This window comes from Hydrogenobacter thermophilus TK-6 (assembly GCF_000010785.1).
GTDB classification, from domain to species: Bacteria; Aquificota; Aquificia; order Aquificales; family Aquificaceae; genus Hydrogenobacter; species Hydrogenobacter thermophilus.
Genome location: NC_013799.1, coordinates 900227 through 919708, shown reverse-complemented (window position 1 = coordinate 919708; position 19482 = coordinate 900227). Strand labels below are relative to the sequence as shown.

The following is a 19482-nucleotide window of genomic DNA, read 5'->3' as shown; positions in this document are numbered from 1 at the left end:
CTTAGCATATCCTCGGAAGAAGCTCCCCTGCGGGTGGGTCAAGCACCCTGTGGGTGCCGTAAGAGGTCCTCAATATGACCTTAGGAGAGCCTTCAGCTGGAACAGCCCTGCCTATGATCTGCGCACCTTCTCCGTCTGGATGGCTTCTCATTATGCTAAGCACCTTTTGAGCGTGCCTCTCGGGAAGTGCCACAACTACCCTTCCTTCACAGGCAAGATGATAAGGCTCAAGACCCAGAAGTTCACAAAGTCCCAAAACGGGTTCCTTAACAGGTATGCTCTCCTCATCAATCAGGAAGGAAATATTAGAGTTTGAAGCCCACTCGTAGAGGACAGCGGAGAGTCCACCTCTTGTGGGGTCTCTCATGGCGTGTATCTGAGCTCCTGAGGTGATTATCTTCTCTATAAGGCTCCACAGACTCCTGCAATCACTTTCAAGCTCCACATCCATCTGGATGCCTTCCCTCTGGGCAAGTATGCACGCGCCGTGCTCACCTATACCACCCGAAACTATAACTGCATCCCCAACTTTTATGTTGCTACAAGAAAGACCCTCACAGACTACCTTTCCTATGCCTGAAGTGTTTATAAAAAGACCGTCCGCAGTACCCTTTGGCACCACTTTTGTATCACCAGCAACCACCAGCACACCGGACTTTTGTGCTTCTTCCTTCATGCTTATTACTATGCTCTCAAGGTCTTCGTAAGGAAAGCCCTCCTCTATGATAAAACCTACAGACATGTAGAGTGGCTTTGCTCCCATAACAGAAAGGTCATTTACTGTTCCAGCCACCGCGAGTTTTCCTATGTTCCCACCCCTGAAAAAGATGGGATTTACGGTGAAGGAGTCCGTGGTGAAAGCTATTTTAGAGCTTACTTCAAGCACCGTAGCATCCTCAAGCTTAATAAGATGCTCGTTGTAAAGATGCTTTAAAAACAATTCCCTTATGAGCCTCCAGGTATCTTCTCCTCCTCCGCCATGAGAGAGAAGTATCCTCCTCATATCTTACCTCCTTAGTGGGTAGTGCATACAGAACACACATCAAAGCTTCTCAAAACCATCTCAGCATGAATGGGATTTTCTAAGCCTATCATAGCCTTTTCCGCCACACCTAAGTACTTCTCACACCTGGGTCCCAGGTTCCACACAGAAGGTGTTATGATGTGGTACCTGGTTATGACACCCTTCTCTATGCTTACCCGATGTATAAGAGTCCCTCTTGCAGCCTCAACTATACCCACACCTTCGCCTGTAATTCTCTCGGGCTTCTGAAAGGGTATCTGGCACGAAGGCTCTTTTATGAAACTGTAAAGGCTCGTAAGCTTTTCTTTTACTGTGCTGGTAAGCTCCCAAACCTCAAGGAGGCGCGAGAGAACCCTCACCATATAACTATCCCCATACATCTTGTGAAGCCTCTTAACAAAGGGATTGCCCGAGAGAAACTGGCGTGCTAATGGTCCTGTTTCGTAAGGCATTCCGTTATAACGCACTCTTTTGGCACCAGAATAGGGGGAGCCGTCCGCTTCCCTTATCTTTGATATATTCAAAGAGCACAGCTTCTTCTCTCCCGTAAAGTGGCCGGGAGTTATGCAAGGGAACACCTCACCGCCCGTGAGGAGTCTCCCGTAAGACATGCCAACCCTTTCAAGCCCGTACTTGAAGCACAGGTCTATAAAAAGTTTCACATCACCCTTTAGACCCTCCCACGAGCCGTGCTTTCTCAGAGAGAGAAAGGCCTCCACAGGCATACCAACAAGACTCTCAAGAAAGAACCCTTCAACACGACTTACCAGAGCCAGAGCCTTTGACACATCCGTACTCGTAAAGTTTGATGTGATGCCCCCGGGGACTGCATAAGAAGAGTGTGGCCACTGACCACCAAAGATGGCTATGACCTTAATTGCTTCTGAAGCAACGCTTATGGCTTCCTTCCACCTTTTGCCTCTGAAGGGTTCAAACTCATCTAGCTTCTCACCGAGCCTTATAAAATCCGGCATTACAAAGAGGTAAAACCACTTTATGTGATTCTGTATCATCTCCACCATAAGCGTTATATCTCTTACCAATTTAGCTTTTTGGGAGAGCCTTACATGCCCTATGGCATCCTCAAGAGCCTTTACGCAAGCCATTAGGTGGGCGTGTCCGCATATGCCACAAACTCTTGGTGTTATTACAAGGGCATCCATAAAAGGTCTGCCTTCCAACACCCTCTCTATGCCTCTTGAGCTTGGTATTCTTACCCGTGCATCCCTTATCCTGCCATTTTCCCATACGAGTTCAAGCTGTGCTGTACCCTCAACTCTTGCAAGGAGTCTTTTCTCAATCCTCAAGCTTTAACCTCTCAGGTGCAAAGACTTTTGCGATACCAGAAAGCATTATGTAACCTCTCTTGGAAACGCCGATGGGTAGCTCTGCAGGCAAACCGGCAAACTGTTTGGTCTCAAACAACCCTGCTCTCGGAAAGTCAAACTCAGTGCAACCAAAACACGGTGTACCCGCTCTGGTTTTTGAATTCACACCGTTCCAGAGGATAACATTACAGGAAGAGTAAGTCAGAGGACCTCTGCATCCGTAGTTGTAAAAGAGACACCCCTTTTTTGAGCCTAAGCTTTCCGGTTCTATCTTCCATTCAAAGTACTCGTTTCTGGTGCACCCCCAGTGAGTCAAACTTGAGTAAAACTCCTTGGGTCTTCCCCAACTGTCAAGCTCCGGTTTTATACCTCTTGATAAACTTCTTATGACTCCAGCTGTCCATTCGGGATGGGCAGGACAACCCGACACATTTATGACAGGAAGTCCACCCTTTGAGACAAAATCACTTCCCAGAAGTCCCCCCTTCTCCTTGAACCTGTACTGGAGTCCGCACACACTATCGTCCTTTAAAGCAGGGATGTTGCCGTAAGAGGCACAGCTACCTACAGCCATCACATAGTCAGCCATACGGCACAGCTCTTTTATCCTTTCGTCATCTACCTTTACGGCACCTTCCACTAATAAAATGTCCACCTTCAGTTTGCCTTTCAACACATCCTCCACTACTTCCTCCTCGCCCTCAGCGGAAAGTGAAGGGTGAAAGAGGAAGCTAACTTCTCTAAGTAGAGAGTCAAAGGTCTCGCAATTTAGAAGAGAGTGAGTGTTGCCACAGCAAGAGAGCCTCTGAATCCAGAGGATATTCATCTTACTACACCTTTATAAACCTTTATCTTAAACCTCAGGTAATCCATCCAGTTTTCCAGACCTTCACCGGTTTTGACGGACAAAGCTATAAAGTCCATGCTGGGTTTTATTTTTCTTGCACAGCTCACAGCTCTCTCTACGGAAAAGTCCACATAGGGCAGGAGGTCTGTCTTTGTTATCAGCATGAGGTCTGCGGACTTAAACATCACCGGATACTTCTCGGGTTTGTCATCTCCTTCCGTTACCGAAAGGAGAACCACATTGAGATGAGCCCCAACATCATAGGAAGCAGGACAAACAAGATTTCCCACATTTTCCACAAAAACTACATCCAAGTCCTCCAAAGGTAAGTGGTGGATACCTTCGTGAACCATAAAGGCATCCAGATGGCAAGCGCTTCCTGTGGTAATCTGGTATGCAGGCGCACCCTTTGACTTTATCCTCTCCGCATCTCTGCTTGTCTCAAGGTCACCTTCTATAACCCCTATTCTCAGCTCGTTTCTCAAAAGCTCTATGGTTTTTTCCAAAAGACTGGTCTTGCCAGCACCGGGAGAGCTCATGAGGTTTATGCAATAAATGCCGTGCTCATCAAAGTGCTCCCTGTTTTCCTGAGCCTGCCTGTCGTTGGCATCAAGAATTTTGGTAAAAACCTCAAGAGTCTTTTTATCCTCCGCCGGCTTTTCATGCGTATGATTTACAGAACAACCGCACTCTCTGCACATGGCTATCCTCCGAATAGTTATTCATTCTTTAAATATATGCCTTAAAATGTTTATGTGCATGTGCTTGTGCGTGTATTTTTGAAAGAAGGTGATGAGTGGGAAGGAGAGCCTCTTTACTCTAAGATATTGAAGATCTTACAAAGTAAAGGGATAAAGGGTGCTACGGTTTTAAAAGCCATCCTAGGGTACGGAACCACCGGACACTACCATTATGAGGGCATTGAGGTGATGTCTTATGACTTACCAGTAGTTGTGGAGTTTGTTGATGAGGAGCAGAAGGTGGAAGGTGTTTTGGAGGAGATGGGTAAGTATTTGAAAAGAGGGCTTATAACTGTGGAGAAGGCTCAAATATGGGTTTAATGCTGGCTATAGCTTTTGGGGGTGCGTTAGGCTCTGTGCTTAGGTACGTGGTATCTAAGCTGGTACAGGAGAAGGTGGGTATAGACTTTCCCTTTGGAACTCTCTTTGTCAACATAACAGCATCCTTTTTTATAGGTTTCTTCTTTGCCTACTTAGTTGAAAAACTCACCATCTCCCCAGCTTTCAGAGCTTTTTTAATAACTGGTTTCTTGGGTGGCTACTCCACCTTTTCCACATTGACTTATGAGGGCTATAACCTCCTAATGAACGGTGAAATGGTTAAGTTTATCTTTTACGCGGTTGGAAGCCTGTTGGGTGGCATATTTATGACGCTTTTGGGTTACAATTTAGGTAGGATGTTATGAAGTGCGAAGAGGCTGTTTTGGTTCGCATCTTTTTTGGTGAAAATGACAAGCACGAAGGGAAACCTCTATATAAGTATATAACTGAATACTGCAGAGAGAGAAAGATAGCAGGAGTTACTGTCTTTAGAGGTATACTTGGTTATGGTGCTTCTTCAGTAGTCCACAAAGGTGGAATTCTAAAACTCTCCTCAGACCTCCCAATAGTGGTTGAGATTATAGACTGCGAGGAGAACATAAAACCGGTGCTTCCACAGCTGGCAAAACTCATAAAGGGAGGGCTCATAACCTTAGAAAAGGTAAAAGTTCTACGCCCACCGTAAATGTGTTATGCTAATAGTTATGCGCAATGCGGAGCTTTTTGAGATAGCCAGAAGGTATATGCCTGGGGGTGTGAGCTCACCAGTAAGGGCTTTTAAAGCGGTGGGAGGGAGTCCCATAGTAATAGAGAGAGCAAAGGGCTCAAGAATATGGGATGTGGAAGGTAATGAATACATAGACTTTCTGTGTTCTTGGGGTCCATTAATATTGGGTCATGCTCATCCTTCGGTAGTTGAGGCTGTCTGTGAGCAGGCAACCAAAGGGCTTTCTTATGGACTAACCAACTTGCATGAGATAACTCTCTCTCAAAAGGTGGCACAGCTGGTGCCTTCTATTGAAAAGGTTAGGTTCGTCTCTTCAGGTACAGAAGCCACCATGTCTGCCATAAGACTGGCGAGAGCTTACACTAAAAGGAAGTACATAGTGAAGTTTGACGGCTGTTATCACGGACATTACGATAGTCTTCTGGTGAGTGGGGGTTCTGGAGTGGCTACCTTTGGGATTCCGGGCACTGAGGGTGTGCCTGAAAAGATGGCAGAGCTAACTATAGTGCTTCCTTACAACAGTACCCAAGCTGTTAAGGAAGCCTTTGAAAAGTATGGACAAGATATAGCGTGCGTGATAGTAGAGCCGGTGGCGGGGAATATGGGAGTTGTAATCCCAGATTATGAGTTTCTTAAGGCTCTTTCTGAGGAAACCAGAAAATACGGAGCTCTGCTCATCTATGACGAAGTGATAACAGGTTTTAGGTTGTCGCTGGGGGGCGCTCAGGAGGTTTTTGGTATAAAGCCTGACATTACATGCCTTGGCAAGATACTGGGAGGAGGAATGCCATTGGGTGCTTACGGTGGAAGGCAGGACATCATGAGTATGATAGCACCTGAAGGACCCGTCTATCAGGCAGGTACCCTCTCTGGAAACCCATTATCCATGGTGGCTGGCATAAAAACGCTTGAGGAGCTTGAAAAAAGCAATCCTTACCATAGCCTTGAAAACCTAACCAGAAAGCTAACCGAAGGCATAGGAGAAATTTTGAGGGAAAAGGGCATTCCCCACAGGATAAATGCTGTAGCATCCATGTTTACCGTCTTTTTCACCGACGGTGATGTTACAGATTTTCAAACCGCCAAAAAATCAGATACACAGATGTTTGGAAGATTTTTCAGGGCTTTACTTGATCAAGGTATCCTCATCCCCCCATCCCAGTTTGAAGCGTGGTTTTTAAGCACAGCTCACGCACAAGAAGACATAGACATAGCACTTGAAAAAATAAATAAGGCTGTATCATCACTTTAAAAGCTCACTATAAATGTAGTAGTTGTACAAAACACGCTTTACATACTCTCTGGTTTCTTTGAAGGGTATAGTCTCTATAAAAACATAAGGATCATCCTGCATGCTCCAATATTTTACCCTGTTCTCTCCAGCATTGTAGCTTGCCAGCACCTTGATAAGATCACCTTCCCACATATCGTAAAGATACCTCAGGTAAGCCGACCCTAAAAGGATGTTGGTTTCTGGGCTGAACACATCTTGCAAAGGCACACCTGCTTTTTGGGACATCCACCTTGCGGTATTTTCTATGAGTTGCATCAGACCCTTGGCACCAGAACGGGAAACCGCAAAGACATCAAACAGGCTCTCCTGCCTCATAACAGCCCATATGAGGGAGGCATCCAAGCCGTATCTTTCGGAAGCCTTATAAACATACTCTTTATAAGGCATGGGAAAAGCCACAGAATTGTATACTTCAGACCTGCTCCCATACTTTCTAACCGCAAGCCTTATGCTTAGAAAGGGGTCAAACTTGGATATGGCTATTATGTCAGCAGGAGACATAAACGGCAGTCTTTTGAAGGCTTCAAGCCTTGAGTAGTAATAAAAACCCCCATCTCTTATGGCTTTTATTATATTGGCTTGTATGGGCATATCACCTTCCGAAAACACGCGCCTTAACCCTCTGTAAGCTACAGGCTCCCCCACCTGGAGCTTGGCAACAGCAGAGTAAAACCCGTCACCTTTTGTAGCCTCTATCAGGTATCTCAAACCCACATCCTCTCTTCCCTGAGCCACATAGGACCTGTAAGTCCAAAAACAAGCTTGGGATATCTCACTTTCACTGCTGGCAAAGTAATAGGACCTTATAAAGTGTTGGATAGCATCTTGGTAATTTCTCTTTATAAAGTTCAAAAGACCCAAGTTAAAAAACTTTTGGTAGGTATCTGTCATAAGAGAGAAGTAATCCTTAGCTTTGTCATAGTTTCTTGCATAAAGGTAGTGTCTTCCCACAAGAAAAAGCAATTGGTCTCTAAGATGGTCATCTCTCACCTTCAGAAGTGTATCCCTTATTTGGTCTTCTCTGTCCTCTCTGAGATAGATGCTAATCAAATAACTATACCCTCTTTTGTCATCGCAGGATGAAAGGGCCTCCTTGGCTTTATCTTCATCCCCTGTGCGCAGGTAGGCTACTCCCAGATAGTAGCATGCCCTTTTATCTTTTATCCCCGAGAGTACTTTCAGCACATCCTGGTAGTAACCACCTTTTGTAAGCTTTTCCGCTAATGATATAGCCTCTTGAAGGCTTAGCTCTACGCTTCCTATAAAGTCCCTGAATAAAACAGGGTTTGCCAGAAGAGCCTTCTTTTTGTCAAGGTTGAGAACTCTCCAGAGGTCTGCATACTTGCTAAGAAGGTCTGGCTTTAACCTGTTTACATCAATGCTCTCTAAGTAATTCTTTGCACCTTCAAAATCTCCTCTTTTGTATGCATCCTCTGACAGCATGAGTTTTAGGTCCTGGATAAAAACCGCATCGGGATAATTCCTTAGGATGCTCCTCCCAATTTTTTCGTCCCTGCTTTTTAGGTATTCAGAGAGAAGCTGATACTCTTCTGGCAGTACTTGAGCGAAGGAATGTGCTGGCAAAAGTGTATAGATCCACAACAGGATCAAAAAAAGAAGTGTTCTCTCATGAGCTTTCCCCATCTTCCCCTCTTATAATTCTCACCTTACCGTTGGCTATGTCCTCAATAGCCTGAAAGGTTTTTTTCACAAGCTCTCCCTTGACCTTATCCCTCAGGAATATGTCCTCACCTTGTTGCATAAGCTGTTCTACTCTCTTTGCAGCAGCATGCACAAGCTCATATCTTGAAGACACCAGCTTCAAAGCCGTTTCTATGTTGGGTCTTTTACTCATGCGAAACCTCCTCACTTTACTTCCAAAACTTGTGGTATCAAAAGTCCATAACCCAAGTGTTGCCAATGGATTATCTCAGTAAGGGCGGAGGGAACCAAAGTTACAAAGGGATAAAAGTCCTTTTCCGTGTATCCGTAAAACTGCTTTGCTGCCATAGAGCAAACCATAAACTTCACTCCATAAAAGCTAAGGCTCTCCACTCTCTCAACTATAGCTTCGTACTTTTTTCTGTTCTCTTTAGCAAACACAGGAAGCTCTCTCCCGTGAGAAATAACCACAATATCTATGTCCTCTGTGGGGTAGTTGTAAGGGGGATTGGAAAGGACATACACCAAATTGGATACCCAGCCAAGAGCAGGACCTATCTTTTCTGGATGGTCAAAATAAAACTCCACAACAGCCCTAAAAGGTCTTTTGTATTCTGTTTGAACAAATCTGGCACCTTCAACTGCAAAGGACATACCCAGGAAGAGCAGGAGTGAAATAATACTTTTCAGCATCATCTTTTATAATTATAACCCTTTACAGGTTATGTGGGAGATAGAAGCGCAGGAACTTTATGGCATTGAGAGAAAGATACTTGTGGATATAAGAAGTCCCTCTGAGTATGCGGAGTTTCACATACCGGGTGCCATAAACTTACCCCTTTTTGAGGACGATGAGAGGAGGATTATAGGCTTGGTCTACAGAAAAGAAGGCATAGAAAGAGCTACGGAGCTTGGATACTCCATAGCACAGAGCAAGCTCTCAAATCTCTTTGATAGGTTTAGGGAACTAAAAAAGAACTATGACCATGTAATAGTTTACTGTTGGAGGGGTGGGAAAAGAAGTGAGGAACTTTGCAAAGTCCTTTCCTCTGCAGGCATAGAGGTTATAAGGCTCAAGGGTGGATACAGAGCTTACAGACAATTTATACTTCAAGACATGCAGCATTTACTTGAAGGTATTAATTTTCTCGTTCTTACAGGAAAAACTGGAGTAGGTAAAAGTAGGGTGTTGAAACTTTTAAAAGCCCAAGGTTTGCCTGTTGTTGACCTTGAGGAACTTGCCCAAGATAGGGGGTCGGTGTTTGGCAAAGTGGGCAAGAAAAACCGCATCTCTCAAAAGATGTTTGATGCACTCCTATACGAGACTTTAAGGAGTTTGCGCAGTCATTACGCTTTTATTGAAGATGAGAGTAGATGGATAGGAAATATACACCTGCCTGAACCTCTGTGGAGAAAGAAGGAAGAAGGAATATTCATTGAGCTACAGAGTAGCATGGAAAATAGGGTGAAAAACATACTTGAAGAATATACAAAAGAGGAAGGCTGGGAAAGTGATGTAAGACAAGCCCTTTATAGGATAAGAAAGTATCTGGGTGAAAAGAACTTGGCGCAGGCTATAAAGATGTTAGAAGATAAGGAGTATAAAACCCTTGTGAGGTTTCTTATGGAGACTCATTACGATAAGAAATACAGGGTAAGTAAAAGACCTCTTTACACTCTTGATAGCGATGATATTCACAAATGCGGAGAAGAGCTTATAAAAATTTTTAATACCTATGTTAAAATCTGTCCCTCAAGCTCTCCAGTATGATATCCTTTATGTCATCTTTTTCTTCTTTTTCGTCTTTTAGTATCCTTTTGGCAAAGAGGAACCTCTTTTTCCAGTAAGGATCATCTATTCTGCTTATAACAATACCTTGTGTGGTAGAAGCGTGTATCATCTTTCCATCGCCTATGTATATACCCACATGTGAGGGATAGCTTGAGTAGGTAGCAAAAAAGAGAAGGTCTCCAGTTCTTAGGTTTTCCCTCTTTACTGGAATGCCGTAATTAGCCTGTTCTCTTACCGACCTTGGAAGGTTTATACCATTTATTCGGAAGACCCTTTGCACAAAGGCGGAGCAATCCATAGCCCAAGAGCTCTCCGAACCGAACCTGTAACTCCTATCTATATAACTAAGTGCTGTAAGTATCATCTCGTCTGCGTTGCTAACTTTAAGACCCTCTTGTGAGCTTTCTGGCATAGCAGGCGATATACACACAAAGAACAACATTCCCACTGTTGTGACCACCGCCCTTGACATCTTTAACTCCCCTATATAAGATGTTAACCTTTAACCTCCATCCTGTCAATTACCTTTGAAGGTGTTTAAAAAAATACTCAAGCCATTGTCTATCCTTACCAAACAAGCTCATAATACTCCAATCTTCAGCCATAAGATACGCCTACAATAGACTGCTGGAGAGTAATAACCCAAAGTCCTTACACACCTTCAACACCATCACAAAACAGCTCCAAGAAACCTTTAAGCTATTGGAAAGAAACCAAAACCCAAGAAAGATAATATTTAGAGGAAGAGAGTTATTTGAGAAGCTATAAAGAAGACGCATAAAGGGAAGCCTGTGAGTCAGAGAGAGTGTCAGAGCCTCTGGAAGGAACAAACAGGGTTAGCTCGCTGTCAGTGTGGGCGGGCGGACAAAGTGTTGTTAATCAACGCTTTGGGATTTTTTAAACACGCTGAGTATGGAGTGTTAAAATTGTTATCATGGAGGAGAAGTTTAAAGAGTCTGAAGAGGTAAGAAAGCCAGAGGTGGTAGAAGAAAGTATATGGGTAGCAGGTGAAGCAGTAAAGAAAGCCCCAAAGATGTATGGAGTTCCTACGGGTGTAGAGGGGCTTGACCATCTTTTTTTCACCTCAGAAGTGCAGGAAGGTAAGGTGGTAAAGAAACTCCTCGGTGGAATACCCGCATACTCGGTCACCAACATCACAGGTGTTTCAGACACCGGTAAAACCCTTATAGCAGAACAGTACACCATAAAGCAGGCAGAAAGGGGAGAAGCAACAGCCTTTATAACCGTTGAAGCACCAGCTCCTTTTGTGAGCGTCGGCTTGCGTGAAAGAGCAAAAGCTATGGGTGTTGATTTTGAAAAGGTGCAGGATAAAATAGTGCTTATAGATGCGGCAAGCCATTCAAAACTCAGGGAAAACATACCTGACCTGCTTGCCACATTAGCGTACGCCATAAAAAACTACAAAGTTAGGCATGTGGTGATAGACTCGGTTACTGGACTATACGAGGCAAGGGAGATGCTTGCAAGGACAGTGGTAAGACAGCTTTTTAACTTTATGAAAAAGTGGTACCAGACAGCCATTTTTATATCACAGAAAAGGAGCGGACACGAAGAGCTTACAGCAGAAGCAGCAGGAGGATATGCAGTAAGCCACATAGTGGACTGCTCTATGGTGCTTTCCAAGGAGCTGATTCTTACCCAAGCCCAGTCAAGAATATACAAAAAGCCTATAGGGGAGATGGTTAGACTCTTCAGGATAGACGGTTGTAGGCTCTGCGGTCATGACACCAGAACGCACTTTATGGAGATAACCGAGCTGGGTCTTGTAAAGATAGGACCTGCGCTTTCTGGAGAGTAATGTACAGATTAAGCGCCTGCGGTATTACTCACAGGGGTAAGGTGAGGACTAAAAACGAGGACGCTCTTCTACTTGGTGATACTCTAATGCAAGAAGAAGTTATGACCTCTCCTGTGTGTGTGCAGATGGAAGGTAAGAGTCTTCTCTTTGCGGTTGCGGACGGTCTTGGAGGGCACGCCTGCGGTGAGATGGCAAGCCTGATAACACTAAAAACCCTTATGGAAGAAAAACCCGAAGATGCTCAAAGCATAAACCAAGCGCTACACAAGGCAAGGGACCATTTGGAAGCCTTTGCAGAAAAAAAACCTTACGCTAAAGGTTTAGGCTCTGCGGTTGCAGGTCTTCTTCTTGGTAAACAGGATATATTGGTATTTAATGTGGGGGACTGTAGGGTATACGGGCTAAAGGAAAGCAAAGCGGATAGACTCACCTTAGACCATACGGAAGTAGAAAGGTTGGTAAGGTTAGGATACATAAGTGATAGGGAAGCAAAGCATCATCCCAACAGGCATGTACTCACCTCAGCCCTTATAGGAGATGCATCCTTCAGAGAGTTTGAAGTTTTCATAAAGAAGGCAGAGGGTTATAAAAGCTTCGTTATATGCTCTGATGGACTTTGGGAGCTTGTGGAAGATGATGAGCTTTATCTCTCTCCTTCAGAGCTTTTAAACATAGCGCTCTCAAGGGGAGGTACAGACAATATAAGCCTTATAAGGGTGGATTTAGCATGAAAAAGCTGTTTTTGCTCTTACTTACCTTTCTGGTTGCCTGCGCTCCTGCGGTAAATGGTGGCTCTCTCTTTAACATACTACCCGAGGAGAAGGAGATAGAGATAGGCAACGCTTATGTGCCGTATGCCATAGAGGAGAGCGACGGTCTTTATCCGGATAGAAGAGTTCAGGACTATGTAAAAAGCGTAGGAATGACGATAGCTCGGTACACTCCAAGAAAGCTCCCTTATAAGTTTTTCGTTGTCAATTCGGATGCGGTAAACGCCTTTGCGCTTCCGGGAGGTCCCGTATTTATCACAAGGGGTCTTTTGCTGAAGCTAAACAGCGAGAGCGAGCTTGCAGGTGTGCTGGGACACGAGCTTGGACACATAAACGCAAGGCATCACGCCAAGTTTTTGGAGAAGATGTATGCTATGAACATACTTTTTAACATAGGGGCGGCTATCATAGCAGACAAACCTTACGCTCAGGCTGTTTTACAGTTTGGTCAGATAGGTGGCCAGCTTTTGGCTCTAAAGTTCAGCAGGGACCAAGAGAGGGAGGCGGACGAGCTGGGAGTAATCTATGCTTTGAAGGCAGGCTATGACCCAAACGGTCTGCTTGGCGTTTTTGAAACCTTTAAAAGCATGGAAAGAGCAAAAGCTCCTGAATGGCTTCAGACCCACCCACTTCCCGAAAGCAGGATAAGGGATGTGCAAAGAGAGATACAGAGCATAAAACCTTCCGGAAGCTTGATTTCAGACTCGGAGGAGTTTCACACCATAAAGAGGCTTTTGAAGGAGACAGAAGCATCTTACAGTGAGTTTTACAAAGGCAAAGGCTACTACAGAAGAAAGGATTACTCCTTGGCTCTTGAACACTTTAAAAAGGCGGTGGAACTCTATGATAAAAACTACGAAGCACACCTTTACATAGCTTACATCCTTGCAAACTCTGACCTTACCAGCGCGCTAAGTCATGCGGAAAAGGCTTACTCTATAATGCCTGAGGTGTTTTCCACCAACTATGTGTACGGTTTTGTACTTTTCAAAGTAGGTGATTACGCCCCATCTCTTGAAAAGTTAGAAAAAGCCAGAAGGTTAATACCCGACTATGCGGATGTTTATTATTATGCAGGCAGAGATTACGAAGCGCTAAAAGACTACAAAAAGGCGGTATCTTACTATAAAACTGCTCTGGAGCTGTCGGAAGGTAAAGCACCGTGGGCACAGGACGCAAAGGAAAGGCTAAGAAGACTTCAAGGTGTATGGTAAAATAGATTCATCAGGAGGTGCGTGATGCCTGCCAAGCTAATATTTAACACACCAGACCACAAGGTAGCCTTTTATGAGGAGCTCACCCCTGCCAGCGCGGTCCAGGCAAACCAGTATCTCATTATACATAAGGGGGAAGGAGTGCTTCTTGACCCGGGAGGTCATAAGGTATTTTCCAAACTTCTCTCCGACATATCTGTGCTGATACCGCCAAGCAACATAAAGTACATATTCCTTTCCCATCAGGACCCGGACATAGTAGCCTCTATAAACGGCTGGCTCATGACTACGAAGGCATCCGCTTACATATCCAAGCTCTGGATGAGGTTTTTGCCTCACTTTGGTCTTGATACCCAGCTGGAGGATAGGGTGCTTCCCATAGATGACGGTGGGACAAAGATAAACCTAAACGGTTGTGAGCTTCTTATCCTGCCTGCTCACTTCTTGCACTCTCCGGGCAACTTTCAGGTTTATGACCCGTGCTCTAAAATTCTGTTTTCCGGGGATTTGGGTGCTTCTCTTGGGCAGGACTACTTTTTTGTGGAAGACTTTGATGCGCACATAAAGTACATGGAGGGCTTTCACAGAAGATACATGGCAAGCAACAAAATCTTAAAGTTCTGGGTAAACATGGTAAGACAGCTGGATATTGAAACCATAGCACCTCAGCACGGAGCCATATTTAAAGGGAAGGAAATGGTAGACAGGTTTCTAAACTGGCTTGAAAACCTTGAGGTGGGTGTTGACCTTATGACGCAGGACAGGTATAAACTGCCTGTCTGAAACATATACTATAAGACATGACTGAGAAGGAAAAGTTTGAAAGACTGGTGCAAAAGGCACAGCTTATAGACAGCAATGTTCAGATAAACTTTGTCATGCTTGACCTCAATCCCAGGTGGATGAAGTGCAGGAGGACCAACAGGCTGGTTTTTCAGTTTCACAGGCTTGGGAACGAGGAAGGAAAAACCGCATGCGGATTAACTCTTGAGAAGTATCAGGTCCTCCCCGAAAGGCAGGAAAACCTTGTGATAACTCAGGTAAACATGATGCTGGGAGGATTGGGACTCCTGGTGTTTTTTGATCTATGTCCTAATTGCTTTGGAAACATTAACAGATGTAATCCTCTGGAGGGGGCATAACGCCCCCAAAAACTTACTTTATGGAGAGTATCCACTGGGCAAGCTGTTTTGCTTCCGCATCGGTTACATTTTGAGGAGGCATGGGAACAGAACCCCACACACCAGAACCGCCCTTCTTTATCTTGCCAGCCAGATAATCAACAGCATCCTTTCTTCCCGCATACTTCTTAGCTACATCTGCGTAAGCAGGTCCCACCTTCTTAGCTTTCAGATCGTGGCAAGCCATACAGCCCTTTTGCTTGGCAAGCTGTTCATTGGCAAAGGTTATGCCTGCCAGCCCCACTACAGCTACTAACAGAAACTTCTTCATGCCTCTACCTCCTTTTAAAGTGTTTGCAATATTATAATACAAACAGTTTTATGAAACAAAGATGAAAGTTCACGGGTAGATTTCTGAAAGCATGTCAGATACCTTGATTTTTTTACCTTCTATGTCCACCTCTTTCACCATCTGCCCTATGAAGGGGATGTATCCCCTGCCGTGGTCCATCTCCAGAAGGTAATAAGGTTTCCCTTCTAAAACTTTAGTAACTTTACCTAAAAACTTTCCGCTTTCTGTGTAAACCTGCAGACCTTCCAGCTGAAAGTAGTAATACTCATCCTTTTTCCGTTTGGGTAGCTGGTGCAAAGGCAAAAATACCTTGGCAGACTTGTAATTTTTCGCCTGGTCCACACCCTCACATCCTGAAAACTTCACTATCACATACCTTCCGTGAAGCTTTACGCCTTCTATCTTAAAAGGTACAAAGTCTCCACCTCTTTTCTTTAAAAAAACCTCCTTGAGCTTCTTCCAGTGCTTCTTCTCAAGGTAAGACTCCATCTTTATCTCGCCTTTAAGCCCGTATGTATCAACCACCTTGCCTATCACAACAAACTGACTTTCCTCATGCATCTTCCTTCTCTTTGGAGTATTTTATTTTAATAGTATTCCTTAAGGAGGTTAAGTATGGCTATGCCTACGAGAGAAGAGATAGAAGCTGTTCTTGACGAGATAAGACCTGCTTTGAGGTTTGATGGTGGTGATGTGGAGCTGGTGGATGTGTTGGAGGATGGCACTGTTCTTGTAAGGATGATGGGTGCGTGTTCAGGCTGTGGTATGTCTGTGCTAACGCTGAAGGCTGGCATAGAGAGGGCTCTCAAAAACAAGTTTCCCGAGATAAAAGAAGTTAAAGACATAAACATGGACATACCCATGACCTTTGGCTTTTGAAAGCATGTCAGAGACGCACAGTCAGGTAAAGGAACTTTTAAAGGAAAAGGCAGGCTATATTTTGTCTTATCTTATGTCTTCTGGTGGTGAGTACGGTGAGGTCTTCTACGAAAGGTCAAGGATGTGTAGAGTACACTTAGAGAGCAACAAGGTGGAAAAAGTTCAGTGGGGAGTTGACGAAGGTGTTGGTATAAGGCTTATAAAAGATGGAAAGACCTATTACGGCTACACTACAGAAATAAATCTTGAAAATCTTATAGAGATAGCAAAGGCACTCTCAAAATCTTTGAGTGGGTGCGGCTCTGTAGCCATAGGCAAGAGATACATAAAAGGCGCAACTGATGTTCAAATAGATATAGACGCTAAAGATGTAGCTTATAGGACTGAGTTTTTAAAAAGAGCCAACGATAGAGCCAGAAGTTATGGAGATAAGATAAAGCAGGTGCTTGCTGTCATAAGCGATAAAACCAGGGGCATTCTTGTGATTAACAATTTAGGTGAAATCTCGGAGGATGAGCAAAAGAGGGTGGTGTTTTTTGTTGATGTGGTTGCCAGCGATGGGCAAACTTTGCAAAGAGGCTACGAATCTGTGGGAGGGATGAGAGGCTTTGAACTTTTGGAAGAGAAACCTCCCGAGCTTATTGCAGATATAGCAGCAAGGCGGGCTCTTCTTATGCTATCTGCAAAGCCTGCACCTGCGGGAAGCTTTACGGTGGTCATGTCCTCGCAAGCTGGCGGAACCATGATACACGAAGCTGTAGGTCACGGCTTAGAAGCTGACCTTGTCCAGAAAGGCCTTTCTATTTACAGAGGAAAGATAGGTCAAAAGGTAGCCAGTGAGCTGATAACTGTAATAGATGATGCGAGCCTTGAAGGCTACAACGGGTCTTTTACAGTTGACGATGAGGGTGTACCTGCCCAAAAGAAGGTACTCATAGACAGGGGTTATTTAGCTGGATACATGTATGACAGGCTAACCGCCATGAAAGATGGTGTAAGCTCCACAGGCAATGGAAGGAGACAGAGCTATGCCCATGTGCCTATGGTTAGAATGACAAATACCTTCATAGCTCCCGGAAAGGACAGTACAGAGGACATTATAAGAGACACGAAAAAAGGTATTTTAGTGGTAAAGATGGGTGGAGGAGAGGTAAATACTGTTACTGGAGATTTTGTCTTTGAAATTATGGAAGGCTACCTTATAGAAAATGGTGAGATGACTTATCCTATAAGGTCTGCAGTGCTTATAGGCAACGGTCCTAAGGCTCTTCAGGATGTGGATGCTGTTGGTAGCGATCTGGGATGGAGCATAGGCACATGTGGTAAGGACGGTCAAGGAGTCCCAGTAACTGATGCTCAACCCACCATTCGTATAAAGTCCCTCATACTGGGTGGGTGTGAAACCTGCTGACTACCTGCTTCTGTAGAATCTCACCAGTTTACCATCCTTAGCATCTATCACAGCAGTACCCTCCGTCCCCCTTATTCTATAGTAGCACTCTCCCGTTTTTTTACTCTGACCCTTGCCAGAGTAGTGCACTTCACCAACATAAGGCTTGGCTATCCTTATGGCTTCTTCTATACTTATACTTGCAGGACAAGAAAAGGCATAAGCTGTTGTGAAAAGCATAATGGCGAATCTCCACATACCTTCACCTCCCTTTTTTATGATACCTTCCTGTAGTCTCTGTGTCAAGCACCCCCTTATCTGCTGTACACCATAAGTCTCCTTATGAGGGTGGCTGGTTCTACCTCCTTTGGACATACATGATTGCACTTATTACAGGATAAGCAGTGGTAAAGATTACCCTTTTCTACAGCTTGCACGAATCTTTCTTCCTTGTCCTTGTCTCTTGGGTCTTCAAGGAATCTATACAGCTTTGCGAAGATGAGGGGACCCGCATAATTTTCTTCCAATACCTGAGGGCAGTAAGATTGGCATGCTAAACAGAGGATGCAATCTGCAGCGCTTTCCAACTTCCTGCTGAGGTCAGATGGTATTCTGCAATCGTCGGACCCTGTCCTTACCCATCCGTGAATCTCTTTTAACTTCTTTATGATTTTATCATTGTCTACCGCAAGGTCTTTTATTACCTTAAAGCCTTTGAGTGGTTCTATCACGACCCTTTTTTCTAAAAGTACATAAGGTAGAACTTGTTCTTTACAAGCAAGCTTGGGGAATCCGTTTATGTAAATAGTGCATGTGCCACATATACCCGCTCTACAAAAGTGCCTGAAAGTCAGCGTTTCATCCTGATACTCCTTTATCCTTTGAAGAGCGGTGAGAAAGGTCATGCCATCTTCGTAAGGTATTTCAAAGTCCTGGTAATTACATATACCACTCTCTGGGTCTTCTCTTCTTATACTCAAGCGCAAAATCATAGGAGAAAAATATATGCCTTTTTAAAGAGCGGGCGACGGGACTCGAACCCGCGGCCTGCTGCTTGGAAGGCAGCTGCTCTACCACTGAGCTACGCCCGCTGGTGGAGGGGGCAGGATTCGAACCTGCGTAGGGCGGAGCCCGGGGGATTTACAGTCCCCTGCCTTTGACCACTCGGCCACCCCTCCTTGGGGCTTACAAGCTGGCGGTGGGACTTGAACCCACGCCCGCGGGATTACAAATCCCGCGCTCTGCCCACTGAGCTACGCCAGCTTTAAATGCAATAAGATATTATACTTCAAGGTAAGGCTTTAGTCAATCAACCCACAGCACCTTTTGCCTTATCTTCAATGAGCTTTTTCAAACTTACGGATATGTCCTTCATGACTGGCTCAAACTTGTCTTTGAGTTCAGATAGTGATGCATAAAGCTCTTCTGGGCTAACTTCCCATGTGCTTATGAGTTTGTTTTTTAGCTGTGTCATCTTAAAAACATCCATGTAGCGATCCTGTCTTATTACACCTATCTCTACCAGCTTAGAAAGGCAGTCATCTCCAAATTTTTTTACTCCAAACTTAGGAGCAAGATGTTTGCATATGTCAAACAAGCTATCATACGCAACTTGGTAAAAGTATTTTACTCTATCGTAATACATAGGCTTAGTTTTAAACTCTTCTATGCCTTGAGAGAGGACAAAGTCTATCTTTTTGACGGATTCTTTAACATGCTTTGCCTTTTCGTTAAGCATGTCAAAGTCAATAAGCAGGTAGTTGCCTGTGGTTTTTTTTATGTGCTCCACCACTGCCTGGGCATACTTTTTAAACACTACCAGGTTTTCCTTCAAAAATTCATAAAGTTCCTCAGCGGAAACGCTGTCTTTTAGGTCTCTGTATTTAAAGTAAAAGTCTGTAAACCTCTGAAGGGTCTTTATGTCTTCCATACCTATATACTCGGCAAGTTTCAAGAGGCAATCCTTTGAGGTGGTTTTAAGTCCATAGAGGGTAGAGAGGTGTCTGCAAGGTCTCATACTGCTTTCAAAGGCCAAGTTGAAGTCTATGCGAACCTTGTCAAGAACAAGCTTGTTGCTAACAAACTCCTCTTTTGGAAGGGATAGGTTTTTTTTCAGGTCTATGTATGCCTTCTCAAGGTTTTGGAAGCTCTCCACTATAAGGCTTATATTTGGTCCCTTCTTCATAATTTTTAAGTTAATGC

General features: G+C 44.3%; 25 protein-coding genes and 3 tRNA genes. 12 read left to right on the top strand and 16 right to left on the bottom strand.

The window, feature by feature from the left end; all coding sequences use genetic code 11:
* Position 1: 1 nt before the first annotated feature.
* Genes hypE through hypB form a run of 4 tightly spaced genes read right to left on the bottom strand, consistent with a single transcriptional unit; the run spans position 2 to position 3900 of the window.
* Positions 2–1003: a hydrogenase expression/formation protein HypE gene (hypE, locus tag HTH_RS05065; protein ID WP_012963644.1), complete on the bottom strand. Its 1002-nt coding sequence runs from the start codon at positions 1001–1003 to the stop codon at positions 2–4.
* Positions 1004–1014: 11 nt separating this feature from the next.
* Positions 1015–2331 (bottom strand): nickel-dependent hydrogenase large subunit, encoded by a 1317-nt coding sequence (locus tag HTH_RS05060; RefSeq protein ID WP_012963643.1) that lies wholly within the window; start codon positions 2329–2331, stop codon positions 1015–1017.
* Positions 2321–3178, bottom strand: a complete 858-nt coding sequence (locus HTH_RS05055; protein WP_012963642.1) for a Ni/Fe hydrogenase — start codon at positions 3176–3178, stop codon at positions 2321–2323. The genes HTH_RS05060 and HTH_RS05055 overlap by 11 nt, the downstream gene beginning before the upstream one ends.
* Positions 3175–3900, bottom strand: coding sequence for a hydrogenase nickel incorporation protein HypB (gene hypB, locus HTH_RS05050; protein WP_012963641.1), 726 nt, complete (start codon positions 3898–3900; stop codon positions 3175–3177). Before hypB ends, HTH_RS05055 begins: the two co-directional genes overlap by 4 nt.
* Before the next feature lie 54 nt (positions 3901–3954).
* Here hypB and HTH_RS05045 point away from each other — a divergent pair, with 54 nt between their 5' ends.
* The 4 genes from HTH_RS05045 to hemL are packed head-to-tail and all read left to right on the top strand — an operon-like array spanning position 3955 to position 6239.
* Positions 3955–4260, top strand: a complete 306-nt coding sequence (locus HTH_RS05045) for a DUF190 domain-containing protein (protein ID WP_012963640.1) — start codon at positions 3955–3957, stop codon at positions 4258–4260.
* Positions 4251–4625 carry a fluoride efflux transporter CrcB gene (gene crcB / locus HTH_RS05040; RefSeq protein WP_012963639.1) on the top strand — a complete coding sequence of 125 codons (375 nt, stop codon included), beginning with the start codon at positions 4251–4253 and terminating at the stop codon, positions 4623–4625. Before HTH_RS05045 ends, crcB begins: the two co-directional genes overlap by 10 nt.
* On the top strand, positions 4622–4945 hold the full coding sequence (locus tag HTH_RS05035) for a DUF190 domain-containing protein (RefSeq protein ID WP_012963638.1): 324 nt from the start codon (positions 4622–4624) through the stop codon (positions 4943–4945). The genes crcB and HTH_RS05035 overlap by 4 nt, the downstream gene beginning before the upstream one ends.
* 7 nt (positions 4946–4952) lie before the next feature.
* Positions 4953–6239: a glutamate-1-semialdehyde 2,1-aminomutase gene (hemL, locus tag HTH_RS05030; RefSeq protein ID WP_014462602.1), complete on the top strand. Its 1287-nt coding sequence runs from the start codon at positions 4953–4955 to the stop codon at positions 6237–6239.
* Here the strand turns inward: hemL and HTH_RS05025 are convergent.
* The 3 genes from HTH_RS05025 to HTH_RS05015 are packed head-to-tail and all read right to left on the bottom strand — an operon-like array spanning position 6231 to position 8639.
* Positions 6231–7925 (bottom strand): lytic transglycosylase domain-containing protein, encoded by a 1695-nt coding sequence (locus tag HTH_RS05025; protein ID WP_012963636.1) that lies wholly within the window; start codon positions 7923–7925, stop codon positions 6231–6233. The genes hemL and HTH_RS05025 overlap by 9 nt on opposite strands.
* Positions 7909–8136, bottom strand: coding sequence for a DNA-directed RNA polymerase subunit omega (rpoZ, locus tag HTH_RS05020; protein WP_012963635.1), 228 nt, complete (start codon positions 8134–8136; stop codon positions 7909–7911). The genes HTH_RS05025 and rpoZ overlap by 17 nt, the downstream gene beginning before the upstream one ends.
* An 11-nt stretch (positions 8137–8147) precedes the next feature.
* A complete protein-coding gene (locus HTH_RS05015) occupies positions 8148–8639 on the bottom strand; it encodes a DsrE family protein (protein WP_012963634.1) in 492 nt (163 codons plus the stop codon).
* A 28-nt stretch (positions 8640–8667) separates the two neighbouring features.
* Here HTH_RS05015 and mnmH point away from each other — a divergent pair, with 28 nt between their 5' ends.
* Positions 8668–9714 carry a tRNA 2-selenouridine(34) synthase MnmH gene (mnmH, locus tag HTH_RS05010; RefSeq protein WP_012963633.1) on the top strand — a complete coding sequence of 349 codons (1047 nt, stop codon included), beginning with the start codon at positions 8668–8670 and terminating at the stop codon, positions 9712–9714.
* Here the strand turns inward: mnmH and HTH_RS05005 are convergent.
* On the bottom strand, positions 9683–10207 hold the full coding sequence (locus HTH_RS05005) for a C40 family peptidase (RefSeq protein ID WP_012963632.1): 525 nt from the start codon (positions 10205–10207) through the stop codon (positions 9683–9685). The genes mnmH and HTH_RS05005 overlap by 32 nt on opposite strands.
* A gap of 462 nt (positions 10208–10669) precedes the next feature.
* Here HTH_RS05005 and HTH_RS05000 point away from each other — a divergent pair, with 462 nt between their 5' ends.
* Genes HTH_RS05000 through HTH_RS04980 form a run of 5 tightly spaced genes read left to right on the top strand, consistent with a single transcriptional unit; the run spans position 10670 to position 14680 of the window.
* Positions 10670–11554, top strand: a complete 885-nt coding sequence (locus HTH_RS05000; RefSeq protein ID WP_012963631.1) for a KaiC domain-containing protein — start codon at positions 10670–10672, stop codon at positions 11552–11554.
* Positions 11554–12285 (top strand): PP2C family protein-serine/threonine phosphatase, encoded by a 732-nt coding sequence (locus tag HTH_RS04995; RefSeq protein ID WP_012963630.1) that lies wholly within the window; start codon positions 11554–11556, stop codon positions 12283–12285. Before HTH_RS05000 ends, HTH_RS04995 begins: the two co-directional genes overlap by 1 nt.
* Positions 12282–13538, top strand: coding sequence for a beta-barrel assembly-enhancing protease (locus HTH_RS04990; RefSeq protein WP_012963629.1), 1257 nt, complete (start codon positions 12282–12284; stop codon positions 13536–13538). Before HTH_RS04995 ends, HTH_RS04990 begins: the two co-directional genes overlap by 4 nt.
* A gap of 24 nt (positions 13539–13562) precedes the next feature.
* The gene (locus tag HTH_RS04985; protein ID WP_012963628.1) at positions 13563–14321 is read left to right on the top strand and encodes an MBL fold metallo-hydrolase; all 759 of its coding nucleotides are present in this window, start codon (positions 13563–13565) and stop codon (positions 14319–14321) included.
* A gap of 17 nt (positions 14322–14338) precedes the next feature.
* Positions 14339–14680, top strand: a complete 342-nt coding sequence (locus HTH_RS04980) for a hypothetical protein (protein ID WP_012963627.1) — start codon at positions 14339–14341, stop codon at positions 14678–14680.
* A gap of 13 nt (positions 14681–14693) precedes the next feature.
* Here HTH_RS04980 and HTH_RS04975 read toward each other — a convergent pair whose 3' ends face one another.
* Both HTH_RS04975 and rimM read right to left on the bottom strand, forming a co-directional pair.
* Positions 14694–14990: a c-type cytochrome gene (locus HTH_RS04975; protein WP_012963626.1), complete on the bottom strand. Its 297-nt coding sequence runs from the start codon at positions 14988–14990 to the stop codon at positions 14694–14696.
* A 69-nt stretch (positions 14991–15059) separates the two neighbouring features.
* Entirely contained in the window at positions 15060–15572 is a 513-nt protein-coding gene (gene rimM / locus HTH_RS04970) for a ribosome maturation factor RimM (RefSeq protein WP_012963625.1), read from the bottom strand.
* A 54-nt stretch (positions 15573–15626) separates the two neighbouring features.
* Between rimM and HTH_RS04965 the strand changes: the two genes are divergently transcribed.
* Positions 15627–15890, top strand: coding sequence for a NifU family protein (locus HTH_RS04965; protein WP_012963624.1), 264 nt, complete (start codon positions 15627–15629; stop codon positions 15888–15890).
* Between the two features lie 4 nt (positions 15891–15894).
* Complete coding sequence (locus HTH_RS04960; protein ID WP_012963623.1) at positions 15895–17301, top strand: TldD/PmbA family protein; 1407 nt, start codon at positions 15895–15897, stop codon at positions 17299–17301.
* On the opposite strand, the gene HTH_RS04955 is transcribed toward HTH_RS04960, so the two are convergent.
* The 6 genes from HTH_RS04955 to HTH_RS04930 form a co-directional block, all read right to left on the bottom strand.
* Positions 17302–17586 carry a hypothetical protein gene (locus HTH_RS04955; protein WP_232500404.1) on the bottom strand — a complete coding sequence of 95 codons (285 nt, stop codon included), beginning with the start codon at positions 17584–17586 and terminating at the stop codon, positions 17302–17304.
* An 8-nt stretch (positions 17587–17594) separates the two neighbouring features.
* Positions 17595–18272, bottom strand: coding sequence for a succinate dehydrogenase/fumarate reductase iron-sulfur subunit (locus HTH_RS04950; protein ID WP_012963621.1), 678 nt, complete (start codon positions 18270–18272; stop codon positions 17595–17597).
* A 27-nt stretch (positions 18273–18299) separates the two neighbouring features.
* A tRNA-Gly gene (locus HTH_RS04945) sits at positions 18300–18371 on the bottom strand.
* Positions 18372–18458, bottom strand: a tRNA-Tyr gene (locus tag HTH_RS04940).
* A gap of 12 nt (positions 18459–18470) precedes the next feature.
* A tRNA-Thr gene (locus tag HTH_RS04935) sits at positions 18471–18543 on the bottom strand.
* Between the two features lie 46 nt (positions 18544–18589).
* A complete protein-coding gene (locus HTH_RS04930; RefSeq protein ID WP_012963620.1) occupies positions 18590–19465 on the bottom strand; it encodes a DUF86 domain-containing protein in 876 nt (291 codons plus the stop codon).
* Positions 19466–19482: the final 17 nt, after the last annotated feature.